The sequence below is a fragment of the Nonomuraea sp. NPDC048881 genome, assembly GCF_040649795.1.
Classification (GTDB): domain Bacteria; phylum Actinomycetota; class Actinomycetes; order Streptosporangiales; family Streptosporangiaceae; genus Nonomuraea.
Map to the genome: position 1 here is coordinate 712132 of NZ_JBEZGC010000003.1, position 12415 is coordinate 724546.

Here is a 12415-nt window from a genome sequence, read left to right on the forward strand (position 1 = left end):
GCCCGACCTTCTTCGTCGCCCTTCACAAAAAGCGCGGACGACCTCGTGCTAGCGTCCGAAGATCCGCATCTGCAGCATCACGGTGAGTCGCGCGTCGGGGTCGGACAGGTCGAGCCCGCTGATCTCGGTGAGCCGTTTGAGCCGGTAGCGGAAGGTGTTGGCGTGCACGTGGACCTGCGCGCAGGCGGCGTTGACGTCGCCGAACGCGTCGAGATACGCCCGCAGGGTGGCCACCAGCTCGCTGCCGTGCTCGGCGTCGTGCGCCAGCAGCCGCTCGTACGGGCCGGTGGGCACCTGCTCCTCGGCGGCGACCACGTCGGAGACCTGGAGCAGCAGCGACTCGAAGTGCACGGCCGTGTAACCGGCGACCTGGCCGGCCAGCCCGCGGGCGCGCAGCACGCGCAGCGCCCGGTCGGCGTCGGCGCGGGCCCGCGCGACCTGGGAGAGGTTGGCGGCCAGCCGGCCGACCCCGATGTTGGCCGCGTGCCGCGGCCCGACCCTGGCCAGGAAGGACTCGGCGACGCGCACGGCCCGCGTCTCCTCGTCGCCGCCCGAGCTCAGCGGCAGGACGGCGTAGGCGACCGAGCCGATCATCGCGGCGGCCGCCTTGGGATGGATGGCGCCGACGTGCAGCGCCAGGGCGTCGCAGAAACGTTGCCGGTCGCTCTCGCCGCGCGCCGGGTCGGCCGCGTCGCCGTCGGCGAGCTGGGCGGCGAGCACGCACAGGCGCTCGGTGGCGATGCCGAGCCGGCCCGCGGCGTCGGCCGCGTCGGAACCGCCGGCCAGGACCGTGGACAGCAGGTCGGCGCGCAGCCGCCGCTGGGTGTCGGCGCCGGCGCGCTCGCGCAGCAGCTGCAGCGCGACGATCTTGGCCGCGTCGGCCAGGGCGCGTTCGCGCTGCGGGGTGAGCGGCTCGCGCACGGCGACCCAGATGGAGCCGAGGATCTCGTCGCCGATCCGGACGGCCACGGCCGCCCGGTTGATGCTGTCGCCGTCGAGCTCGATGTAGATGGGGTCGCGGCTCTGGTAGAGCTTCTTGAAGAAGCCGCGCTCGTCGAGCATGCGCTGGAACCGCTCGGGCACCTGGCGGCCGAGCACGGTCTCGACCCGGCCGGGGTCGGCTTCGTCCTGCCTGCCGGAGAAGGCCAGGACGCGGGTCGACCGGTCCTCGATGGTGACGGGCGCGTCGAGCAACGCGCAGACGGCGTTGGCCAGCGCGAACAGATCGCCCTGCGGCCCCTTCTCCGGCATGGCCAGGTCGCCCTCGGCCAGCAGCGAGCGCAGCAGCGCGGCGACCTGCGACCAGGACGCGGCCCTGGTCAGCCCGAGCACGGCGACGCCGGTCTCCAGGACCTTGCTGCGCACCTGCTCATCGACGTCGACCGGCAGCTTGACGACGATGCCGCTGGCCTCGCGGGCGGCGTCGAGCAGGCCGCAGATGGCGGTGGCGCCCTGCACGCCGACGGCCAGCAGCAGCCCGCCCGGCGGCACGTACAGCTCGTCGAGCGGGTCGTAGATGTGCACCCCGGTGACCTCGGTGTCGAGGTCACCGGGCGAGGCGGCCACGTCGAGGACCGTGCTGCCGAGGTCGAACAGGATCCGCTCAAGGCTGGCACGCGGACGGCTGTTCATCCGCTCACGATAGTCGACGTAGACCGTCATCAGCCGCGCAGGTGCTCGACGGCGAGACGGGCGGCCTGGCCGATGGCGGCGTCCGCGGCCGGGATGCGGAAGGCCAGGTCGTCGCCGTGCAGGAACACCGCGACGGCGTACCGGCCGCCGTCGGGGTACTCCACGACGCCCGCCTCGTTGCGCACGCCCCACAGGGTGCCGGTCTTGGCCGACACCCGCACCTCGTCCGGGAAGCCCGAGGAGAGGCGGTGCGGCCAGATCTGCCTGCTCATGATGTCGCGCACCTCCGCGCACGCCTCGGCGGTGCCCGCCTCATCGCGCCAGACGGAACCGAGCAGGGTGGTGATCTCGCGGGGCGTGCCCGCGGTGGTCCGTTCCGGATCGCGCACGGCCAGGGCCCTGATGCGCTCCTCGGGGATGCCGGCCACGTCGATGGTGCCCAGCTCCTCGACCACGGACTCGAACAGCGTCGCGCAGCCGCCGATCAGACGGGTGCGCCTGAGCCCGAGGCCCTCCAGCGTGGCGTTGACGCGGTCGAGGCCCACCCGGCGCAGCAGCACGTCGGTGGCCGCGTTGTCGCTCATCGACATCATGAAGTGGGCCAGGTCGCGCAGCGTCAGCGACACGTCGTCGGCGCAGCCCGAGGTGCCGATGCCGCCGTCCTTGTCCGCCGCGGTGACGGTGAGCCGTTCGGTGCGGTCCACCTCGCCCGCCGCGGCCTGCCTGGCGTACTCCAGCAGGATCGGCAGCTTGAACACCGAGGCCAGGACGACCGGGGCGTCCGGGTCGAGGCCGATCTCGGCCGCGCCGTCCACGTCGCGGGCGTGCACGAAGCCGCGCACGCCCGCCGCCGCGAAGACCCTCTGCGCGTCCCGCTCAAACACGCGGGACCGCCCGGCCGTTGTGCAGGTGCGTGGCGACCCCGTCCCGCACGACGAACGTGACGGTGTCGTGCCTGCCCTCCTCGGGCTGCTCGGCGATGAAGGTGTCCTCGGCGAGGTGGACGTACCTGGCGGTGGTGCCCTGCTGGCCCATGCTGGCCATGAGCGCGCCGGGGATCAGGGTGACCTCGACGCCGCCGCCCGCCGCCGAGACCTCGTAGGCCAGCTGCGGCCCCTCGTACCGGCCGGTGTACGGCGCGGGGTCCACGGCGCGCGGCTGCTCCGGCGGGGCGGGCAGGTCGGGGGCCGCCAGCCCGCCCTCCCTCAGCAGCGGCAGCAGCAGGTCGTTCATGACGCCGATGAAGTTGCCGCCGTTGATGCTCATCGCGATCGCGTACGAGCCGTCGTCGGCCACCCGCCAGAACGTGCTCTGGCCCGGGGTCCCGCCGTCGTGGCCGTAGGCGCCCCAGGTGAACAGCTCGAAGCCGAGCCCCCAGTTGGCGGCCATCAGGCCGGGCACGCCCGGCACCGCGACCTGCGGGGTGCGCATCGCGGCGACGCTCTCCGCCGACAGCACCCGGGTGCCGTCCTCGGCCAGGCCGTCCGCGGCGAACATGCGGCCGAAGCGCACCAGCTCGCGCGGGGCCAGGCACAGGGTGGCCCCGGCGGGCGCGTTGGAGCGGGGCATCTGCCACTGGGCGTAGACGTCGTTGCCCGGCCCGATGTGCCCGGCCGCCGCGCGGAACAGCACGGCCTCCTCGGCCAGCAGCGCCGCGTGGGTGGCGCCGAGCGGCTTCAGCAGGTGCTCCCGCATGGCCTGCTCCCAGGTCGTGCCGCGCAGCCGGGCCACGATGGCGCCGAGCACGCAGTAGCCGGCGTTGCAGTACGAGAACAGCTCGCCCGGCTCGTGCACCTTGCCCGCGCCGTGCAGGTAGGCCACGAACTTCTCGAGGCTGTCGTCGCCGCGCCCGGTGTCCTCGAACAGGTCGCCGTCGAAGCCGCCGGTGTGCGTCAGGAGCTGCCTGACGGTGATGACGGCGTCGTAGGACAGGGCGAACTCGGGCAGGTAGTGCCCGACCTCCTCGTCCAGGTCGAGCAGGCCCTCCTCGGCGAGCTGCATGATCAGCGCGGCCGTCCACACCTTGGTGGTCGAGCCGACCTGGAAGACGCTGTCGGGGGTGGTCTCGACGCCGGTGTTGCGGTTGACCACGCCCGTGGCCGCCTCATGCAACTGGCCGCCGGTCCACACGGCGATGGCCGCGCCCGGCACGTCGTGAGCCGCGGCCGCTTCGTCGAGGCGTTTCTGCAGGTCCATGGGGTCTCCTCAGGCGATCTTGGGGGTGGCGCGGACGCCGAGGTGGAAGTAGGGCGAGCCGTCGTCGAGCTGGTAGAACACGCCCGAGACCCAGTCGGGGTCGCCCTCGCGGCGGCCGACGAAGGTGACGTCGTCGACGGCGACGAGGTCGAGGTCGAACGGCTCCTGCAGGGCGGCGAGCGCGCCCGTCGACTCGACGCGCAACCTGAGCGCGCCGTCGTGCACGCTGGCGGTCATGCGCGCGCCGACCCGCTCGTAGACGCCGGCGTACCGCTCGACGTCCACCTGCACGGGGGTCTCCGGCGGGCCGAGCACCGGCGGCACGGCCAGGCCGTCGAGCTCGGCGAACAGCTCGGTGGCCACGGCGTGGGTGAGGGCGCCGCTGTGGCCGCCGTTGGTGGTCACGCACACGACGGTGCCGGTGTCGGGCACGACCCAGAGCATGGCGTGCTGGCCGATGGTGTTGCCGCCGTGCGAGATGACGCGGTGGCCGGACCACTCGTCGAGGATCCAGCCGATGCCCCACTGCCTGCCCAGGGTGTGCGGGTTGGGGATGTCGACCTGCGGCTCCCACATCGCCCGCGGGTCGTCCAGCAGGCCGCCCTCCAGGTGGGCGCGGCCGAAGGCGACCACGTCACGCGGACGGGCGCAGATGAGGCCGGCCGGGCCGCACGAGCGCATGAGGCCCCACACCGGGGCCGCCTTGCCGTCCTCGACGTGGCCGTGCGCGGCGCGGAAGCGCAGCACGTCCTCCGGCAGCGTCCAGGTGTGGGTCAGGCCGAGCGGCTCGCAGATGTTCTCGCGCAGCACCTCGTCCCAGGTCTTGCCCTCCAGCACCTCCAGGATGCGGCCGGCGATGACGAAGCCGGAGTTGCAGTAGGACTGGGTGGCCCCGAGCGGGTGGTTCTGCGCCAGGTCGGCGCAGGCCTCGACGTACTTCTCGATGCAGTCGTCGCCGCGGCCGGTGTCGAGGAACAGGTCGCCGTCGATGCCGCTGGTGTGCGACAGCAGGTGCCGGACCGTGACGGTCTTGGTCACCTCGGCGTCGGCGACCCGGAAGCCGGGCAGCAGCTCGGCGACCGGGGTGTCCAGGGTCAGCCGGCCGCGCTCGACCTGCTGCATGAGCAGGGTGGCGGTCCAGACCTTGGAGACCGAGCCGATCTGGAACAGGGAGTCGGGGGTCGCCTCCACGCCGGTGTCGACGTTGAGCACGCCCGCGGCGAACTCGTGCAGTTCCCCGTTGTGCAGGTAGGCGAGCGCCGCGCCCGGGACCTCGTACTTCTCGATCAGTTCGGCGAGACGCTGACCCATTGATCCAGCCACGCGAGGATCCTTTCGTTGTAGTCGAAGCGGTGTGAAGGCCGTCCGTTGAGGATGAACAGGTGTGAACCACCGGGATACCGGACCAGACGGACCGGCACCCGGCGCTCGCGCAGCGCCTCGAACCACTGCTCGGCCTGGCCGATCGGGCAGCGGTCGTCCGCCCCGCCGTGCAGGATCAGCGTCGGGGTGACGACGTCGCCGGCGTAGGTGATCGGCGACTGCTCGACGAACTCGTCCCTGACCTCGTGCTTGGCCAGGAAGTAGCCGAGGTCGGCGGTGCCGGCCATGCTGCGCAGGTCGACCACGACCCCGCCGGGGACGGCGGCGGCGAAGCGCCCGGTCCTGCCGGTGAGCCAGCAGGTCATGTAGCCGCCGTAGCTGTAGCCGGTGACCGCCAGCCGGGCGGGGTCGGCGACGCCCTCCTCGACCAGGACGTCGAGCGGGGTGAGGAAGTCGTCCTCGTCCGACAGGCCCCAGGCGCCGGCCGTGGCGGTGTAGAACGCCTCGCCGTACCCGTCGCTGGCCCGCGGGTTCACCAGCAGCACGGTCCAGCCCTGGGCGGCGAGCGCCTGGTGGTAGAGGTGCACGCCGTCGAAGACGGGCGCCCAGGCGTTGTGCGGGCCGCCGTGGATGTCCAGCAGCAGCGGGCCCGGCTCGGTCAGCGTCTCGTCGCGCAGCACGAACGCCTCGACCGCCGTGCCGTCGGGGGCGGTGAAGGTCCGGCTGCGCGCCTGGAACAGCTCGACGCCCTCGGGGGCGTGGTCGGTGAGGGCCTCGCCGTCGAGGTAGACGTCACCGGAGCTGCGCGGCGTGGAGGCGACGTAGGCCACCCGTCCGGCGGCGACGCTGACGCCGGCCACGTTCCGGTCTTCGTCCACGATGCGCTCGGCGACGCCGCCGGGCGTCAGCCGGTACAGGTGGGTGAATCCGCGGTCGCGGACGCAGAACAGCAGGTCGTCGCCGTTCATCGTGGGCGTCGCCCCCGGGTAGCCGGGCGCGCCGATCATCACGTTGCGGTCGAGGCCGATCTCGATCTCGGCGAAGTCATCCCCTTCCAGGGCGAACAGGCGGGTGTGGCCCTCGGGCACGCCGCGGTAACCGGCCACGATCCAGCGGCCGCCCAGCCACCAGACGCCCATGCAGATCACGCCGTCGCCGCCCGCGCGTTCGAGCGCGCCGTCCTGCTTGGGCTCGACCAGGTAGAGGCCGCCGCAGATGTCCAGGTCGCGGTCGGGGTCCAGGCCGGCGGTGAAGGCCAGCAGGCCGCCGTCCGGGGCCCAGGCGGGCGCGCCGGCGTGGAAGTCGCCCGAGGTCACCTGCGCCGAGGCGCCGTCCTCGACGTCGACGACGAACAGGTGCGTGGTCAGGCCGCACAGCAGCCCGGCGCCGTCGGCCTTGTACTCCAGTGTGTCGATGACGATCGGCGCGTTCGGGTCCACCTCGCCGGACGGCCCGGCGTAGGCGATGCGGGTGCCGTCGGGCGACCAGACGGGCACGCCGGCGCCCAGCGGCGCCGAGGTGAGGACGCGCGGCTCGCCGCCGTCCATGGGCAGCAGATGGATCTGCGGCGGCCCGCCGGCCGGGCGCAGGAAGGCGAGGGTGCGGCCGTCGGGCGACCAGCGGGGGGCCGCGCCGGTCGCCAGCCTGCGCGGGGCGGCGCCCGGGGTGGCCAGCCAGATCTCGGTCACGTTGGCGTCGGACTCGCGGTCCGCGGTCGTCAGGGTGTAGGCGACGGCGGAGCCGTCCGGACGCAGCTGTGGATCACCGGGTACGGCCAGGCCGTACAGGTCGTCGAGGGAGAGGCGGCGCATGACCGAACGCTAGGCCAGGTCGCCGCCGTCCTCTTCATCGTGGACGACGAATAGCGTCTGAGACCTTGTGCGCGGGGCCAAAGCGCCCGGGCAGCCGGTTCGTGCGGGGCCTTCTACCGGGTCGCGGCGCTCTCCCGCTCGGCCCGCTGCCTGATCAGCTCCTCGACCGCGCTCGGCAGCGTCGTCTCGAAGTCGATCAGCTTCACCCATGTCGGGGTGACGATGATCCGGACCATGCCGTCGTAGAGCGAGCGGACCTCGGCCTCCCACTCGACCCGCTGCTCGGCCGTCATCTCGTACGAGCCGTTCATCTGGAGGAACTCCTCCGGGATGCCGTCCACGACGTCCAGTTCGGCGCGGCCGCGGATCAGCAGGATCTTGGGCGGGTGCACCTCGGTGTCGATCGTCAGGGCGACCGTCGGGTTCGCGCGCAGGGCGGCGAGCTTGGGGGCGTTCTTCGTGGTGCACATGACGATCTCGGAACCGTTCCAGGTGAACGAGATCGGGACGTTGCGCGGCGTGCCGTCCTTGGCCACGTACGCCAGCCGGGTCAGGTCGCGGGCCAGCAGCTCCCGGCTGATCGGCCGGTTCAGGATCTCGGTGAGCTCGTTCGTTCGCATGGTCGTCCCTCCGGGGTCGTCTTCGTCTTCCGCCCCTGGGACGGAGCCGCCGGAGGGTTCTCGACATCCGCCCGCGAATATTTTTCCGGCCACCGGTGACCTACCCCTGACGGCCTGGACGGAGCACCCGGCGCACCGCGTCACGCAACCACCGGTGGGCCCCGTCGGCGGTGTGGCGCGGGTGCCAGGCCATGCCGATGGTCAGCGGCGGCAGCGCCAGCGGGATCTCCAGCAGGCGCAGCCCGAGCGCGCGCGCCGCGTCGCCGAGCGGCGAAGAGGGCTCCCCCGGCGGCTCGGCCGGCACCAGGCAGACCGCGTCACCGGCCGCGGCCAGCGCCATCGCCGCCAGATGTCCGGGCAGGACGGCGCTGACCCGCCGGCTGAGCCCCTGCTCGGCCAGGGCCGCGTCCAGCGGGCCGGTGAAACGTCCCCGGCGGCTGACCGCCACGTGCTCGGCGGCGGCCAGCCCGGCGGGCGTCAGGGGCTGCCGGGCGAGCGGGTGCCCGTCCCGCACCCCGGCCGCCATCCGCAGCGTGACCAGCTCCTCGACCCGGGTCTCCGGGTCGACGTGGTCGATCGCCCCGATCTCCAGGTCGATCCGGCCCTCGCGCAGCGCGGGGCCCGCCTCCCACTCCTCGGCCAGCACCCGCAGCGAGACGCCCGGCGCCCCGCGCCGGGCCAGGTCGAGCAGGCCCGGCGCCAGCGCCGCGCCCACCAGGTCCGACGCCTGGACGGTGAAGGTGCGCCGCATCGCGGCCGGATCGATCCCGCCGCTCGGGGTGAGCAGCGCCGCCAGGCTGCGCACCACCGCGGCGGCCTCGTCCCGCAGCGCCTCGGCGCGGGGCGTGGGCACCATCGCCTGCCCCGCCCGCACCAGCAGCGGGTCCTGCAGCACCCGGCGCAGCCGGGCCAGGGTGCGGCTCATCGCCGCGGGTGACGTGCCCAGCCGGGCGGCGGCACGGGTAACGCTCTGCTCGGTCAGCAGGGCGTCGAGGGCGACGGCGAGGTTGGCGTCGAGGTTCGCGGCTGTGCTGGTCAACGGCGTCATTCCAATTCCGGCAAGGATTGCATGCTGAAGTTCCCATTGTGGCAATAAGGGCCGGATCTCCACGATGAAAGCGCTGTACCGATCCGACACGAACCGCGAGGTTTTTCATGATTGTCATCACCGCCCCCACCGGAAACATCGGCCGGCGGCTGCTGTCCCTGCTGGTCGAGGCCGCGCCCGCCGGTGGAGAGGAGCTGCGCGTCGTGGTCCGCGACCCCGCCCGGCTCCCCGAGAGCGTCCGCGGGCGGGTCGAGGTGGTCACCGGCTCGCACGGCGACGCCGCGACCGTCGAGCGCGCCTTCGCCGGGGCCGACGCTGTCTTCTGGCTGGTGCCGCCGGACGCCTCGGTCACGCCCGAGGAGGGGTTCAGCGGCTTCACCCGACCGGCCGCGCGGGCGTTCGCCGCCTGCGGCGTCGGCCATGTCGTCGGCGTCTCGGCGCTCGGCCGCGCCACCCCGCAGGCCGCCCGGGCCGGGCTGGTCACCGCCTCCCTGGCCATGGACGACCTGATCGCCGCCTCCGGCGTCGCCTACCGCGCCCTGGCCTGCCCGTCCTTCTACGAGAACCTGCTGGAGGAGGCCGGCTCGATCCGCGCGGACGGCGTCTTCACCGACACCGCCGCCGCCGACCGCCCGGCCCCGATGGTGGCCGTCGCCGACATCGCCGCGACGGCGGCCGGGCTGCTGCTGGACCGCTCCTGGACCGGCGTCGGCAGTGTTCCGGTGCTCGGCCCGCAGGACCTGTCGCCCGACGACCTGGCCCGCATCATGACCGAGGAGCTGGGGCGTCCGGTCCGCTACCGGCGTCAGCCGCTCGGCGAACTGCGGTCCGCCCTGCTCGGCCACGGCCTCGACGAGGCGTTCGTCGAGGCCGTGGTCGCCATGAAGCGCGCCAAGGACGAGGGCCTGGACGCGGGCGTCCACCGTGCGCCGCAGGCGGCGCCGGCCACCGGGTTCGCTCAGTGGTGCGCGCACACCCTCAGGCCCGCCGTCCTCGGCACGCGGGAGGCAGCCGATGCCCGCTGACCCGGACCGAACCGCCGGGCGGCCTCCCTCGCCACTTGACCCCGGTCAGGCGGGGCTGCCGAACCAGCGGGACAGGTGGCCGTCCAGGTCCCGCTGGTCGTCGCCGATCCAGGCGACGTGGCCGTCCGGACGCAGCAGGACGCACGGGACGTCGAGGGCCGCGGTGGGATCCGCGAGGTGGTCGACCCGGTCCGACCAGCCGCCGGGGGTCAGGCGTTCGGTGCGGTCCAGCAGCAGGCCGCGGCCGCGGCGCAGCAGGTCGTAGAGGCGGCCCTGTTTCACGTCGATGTCGCGCAGGCGGCGGCCGACCAGGTCGGGGCCCTCGCCGAAGTCGTAGCGGACGCCGATCGCGGTGATCTTCTCGATCAGGTGGCGGTTCACCTCGTCGAAGTCCATCAGCTCGGTGAGCAGCCTGCGCACGGCCCGCGGGCCCGGTTCGGCGGACAGCAGCTCCGTCTGGGCGCGGGTGTTGTCCAGCACGTCGGCCGCGACCGGCCGGCGTTCGGCCTGGTAGGTGTCCAGCAGCGGGTCCGGCGCCCAGCCGCGGAGCTGCGCGGCCAGCTTCCAGCCGAGGTTGACGGCGTCCTGAACGCCCACGTTCAGGCCCTGTCCGCCGATGGGCGGGTGGATGTGCGCCGCGTCGCCGGCCAGCAGCACCCGCCCGACCCGGTACCGCTCGGCCAGGCGGGTGGCGTCCCCGAAGCGGGACAACCAGCGCGGGGAGTGCACGCCGAAGTCGGTTCCGGCGACGGCGCGCAGCTGTCGCCTGAAGTCGTCGAGGGTGGGCGGTTCCTCACTGTCGCCGGCCTCGGCCGCGGGCACGACGACGCTGTAGATCCCCTGGCCGAAGGGCCGGAGCCAGAACGGCTGGGGCTTCTCGCGCATCCCGGCCACCGTGGCGGCGATCTCCTCCTGCGGTACGCCCGCCTCCATCTCGCCCATCAGCGTCCCGTTCCGCGAGGGTTCGCCCGGGAAGCCGACGCCGAGCAGTTTGCGCACCGTGCTGCGCCCGCCGTCGCAGCCGACGAGGTAGCGGGCGCGCACCCGTTCCCCATCGGCCAGTTCGACGGTCACGCCCTCGTCGTCCTGGTCGAGACCGGTCACCTCGTGACCGCGCCGGACGTGCGCGCCCAGGTCGAGCGCGTGCTCTTCGAGCAGCCGCTCGATGACCGGCTGCGGGATGCCCACCATGTAGGCGTGCGCGGAATCCAGGCCCTTGGGCGCGGGCTTGTCGATGGCGGCGAAGAAACCGGCGGCCGGACGCCGTCGTCCGTGCTGGAGCACGCGCTCCAGCAGGCCGCGCATCGCCATCAGTTCGAGGCTGCGCACGTGCAGACCGACGATGCGGACGAACGACTTGGGCTCGGTCTCCTTCTCCAGGACGAGGACCCGTACGTCGTGCAGCCGCAGTTCGGCGGCGAGCATCGCGCCGGTCGGCCCGCACCCGGCGATGACCACGTCGTAGTCGAGGGGCGCTGCGGTGGGCTGCGGAGAATGCATGGTTGTTGCCTTTCGGGAGTGCCTGCTGGCGCGGCGCTCCCGGCGACACCTGCCTCAGTCGCCGACCGTGACCCCTGAGGGGAGCACCCATGTCGTTGCTGTGTCCACGGGTACCACCTCCTCGATCTCTCGCACGGCCACCGGCAAACTAACAGCGACCCCCGCGGCCCGCCAACAGGTTTTCAGGCAGGCTCCGCGCGGCAGGCGGCCGGTTCTCACGACGGCGCCCGGTAGCGGGTGGCGAGCGCGGTCGCGCGGGTGTGCAGGGAGTCGCGCAACCACTGCGGGGACAGGGCCTCGGCGTCCGTGCCGAGCTGCCACAACGCCCAGACGGCGTGCCTGTCGTCCTGGAACGTCACCTCCAGCCGCAGCAGGCCGTCGGCGTCGGCCTCCTCGGCGAGGACGGCCAGCGCGGTGCCCAGCAGCTCCTCCCGCCGCCTCGGGGCCATCCGCACCAGCACGGTGACCTGGTCGCCGCCGGTGCGGAACCGGGTGCTGCGCTCCTGCCAGGCCCGGTCCAGGTCGACCCGGTCGGGCCGCTGCGCGGGTTCGGGAAGCGCCCTGGCGGCCTGGACGCGCGACAGCCGGTAGGTGCGGTCGGCCCCGGACCTCGTGGCCAGCAGGTAGCCGCGGTCGCGGATGGTGACCAGGCCGATCGGGTCGACCGTCCGCCACTCGGGCGCCCCGCCGAAGGGCGCGTAGTGGATCTCCAGCTTGCGTCCGGCGAAGACCGCGCGCAGGACCTCGGCCGCCACGTCGTCGGGCACCTCCTCGGCCGCTAGCCGACGGGACAGCAGGTCGGTCTCCGGGTCGATGAGCAGCCGCTCGGCCGCGCCGGCCGCGGTGTCCCGGTAGCTGTCGGGGAGCGCGTCGACCACCTTGAGCATCGCCGAGGCGAGCGCCGAGCCGAGGCCGAACGCCTGCGCGCCGCGCCGCGACCCGGCGACCAGCAGGGCGAGCGCCTCGTCGGGGTTGAGGCCGGTGAGCTCGGTCCGGAAGCCGGGCAGCAACGCGAAACCGCCGTGCCGGCCGCGTTCGGCATAGACCGGGACGCCCGCCGCGGACAGCGCCTCGATGTCGCGCAGCACCGTGCGGGTGGACACCTCCAGCTCGCGGGCGAGGGTGGTCGCCGACAGCCGTCCGTGCTGCCGCAGCAGCAGCACCAGGGAGACCAGCCGGTCGGCACGCATGCGAAAACCCTATCGAGATACACGACACAGGATGTCGTGATTCGTTGGGAGGCTGATCACCATGACGTCG

Annotated in this window: 10 protein-coding genes; 1 reads left to right on the forward strand and 9 read right to left on the reverse strand. The window is 73.4% G+C overall.

Features of this window, described 5'->3' with window-relative positions; translation table 11 throughout:
• Positions 1 to 48: 48 nt before the first annotated feature.
• The 7 genes from AB0C33_RS14240 to AB0C33_RS14270 form a co-directional block, all read right to left on the reverse strand.
• Positions 49 to 1632, reverse strand: a complete 1584-nt coding sequence (locus AB0C33_RS14240; RefSeq protein ID WP_358287157.1) for a helix-turn-helix domain-containing protein — start codon at positions 1630 to 1632, stop codon at positions 49 to 51.
• Between the two features lie 29 nt (positions 1633 to 1661).
• Positions 1662 to 2516 carry a serine hydrolase gene (locus AB0C33_RS14245; RefSeq protein WP_358287159.1) on the reverse strand — a complete coding sequence of 285 codons (855 nt, stop codon included), beginning with the start codon at positions 2514 to 2516 and terminating at the stop codon, positions 1662 to 1664.
• Positions 2509 to 3828: a serine hydrolase domain-containing protein gene (locus tag AB0C33_RS14250; RefSeq protein ID WP_358287161.1), complete on the reverse strand. Its 1320-nt coding sequence runs from the start codon at positions 3826 to 3828 to the stop codon at positions 2509 to 2511. Before AB0C33_RS14250 ends, AB0C33_RS14245 begins: the two co-directional genes overlap by 8 nt.
• Positions 3829 to 3837: 9 nt before the next feature.
• Positions 3838 to 5151 carry a serine hydrolase domain-containing protein gene (locus tag AB0C33_RS14255; protein WP_352323281.1) on the reverse strand — a complete coding sequence of 438 codons (1314 nt, stop codon included), beginning with the start codon at positions 5149 to 5151 and terminating at the stop codon, positions 3838 to 3840.
• A complete protein-coding gene (locus AB0C33_RS14260; protein ID WP_358287163.1) occupies positions 5115 to 6962 on the reverse strand; it encodes a S9 family peptidase in 1848 nt (615 codons plus the stop codon). Before AB0C33_RS14260 ends, AB0C33_RS14255 begins: the two co-directional genes overlap by 37 nt.
• A 113-nt stretch (positions 6963 to 7075) precedes the next feature.
• Positions 7076 to 7582: a pyridoxamine 5'-phosphate oxidase family protein gene (locus tag AB0C33_RS14265; RefSeq protein ID WP_358287165.1), complete on the reverse strand. Its 507-nt coding sequence runs from the start codon at positions 7580 to 7582 to the stop codon at positions 7076 to 7078.
• 100 nt (positions 7583 to 7682) lie between these two features.
• Positions 7683 to 8621, reverse strand: a complete 939-nt coding sequence (locus tag AB0C33_RS14270; RefSeq protein WP_358287167.1) for a LysR family transcriptional regulator — start codon at positions 8619 to 8621, stop codon at positions 7683 to 7685.
• Between the two features lie 116 nt (positions 8622 to 8737).
• Between AB0C33_RS14270 and AB0C33_RS14275 the strand changes: the two genes are divergently transcribed.
• The gene (locus tag AB0C33_RS14275; protein ID WP_358287168.1) at positions 8738 to 9655 is read left to right on the forward strand and encodes an NAD(P)H-binding protein; all 918 of its coding nucleotides are present in this window, start codon (positions 8738 to 8740) and stop codon (positions 9653 to 9655) included.
• 45 nt (positions 9656 to 9700) lie between these two features.
• Here the strand turns inward: AB0C33_RS14275 and rox are convergent, their stop codons facing one another.
• Positions 9701 to 11155 (reverse strand): rifampin monooxygenase, encoded by a 1455-nt coding sequence (rox, locus tag AB0C33_RS14280; protein ID WP_358287169.1) that lies wholly within the window; start codon positions 11153 to 11155, stop codon positions 9701 to 9703.
• Positions 11156 to 11370: 215 nt separating this feature from the next.
• Entirely contained in the window at positions 11371 to 12345 is a 975-nt protein-coding gene (locus tag AB0C33_RS14285; RefSeq protein ID WP_358287170.1) for a WYL domain-containing protein, read from the reverse strand.
• Between the last annotated feature and the right edge of the window lie 70 nt (positions 12346 to 12415).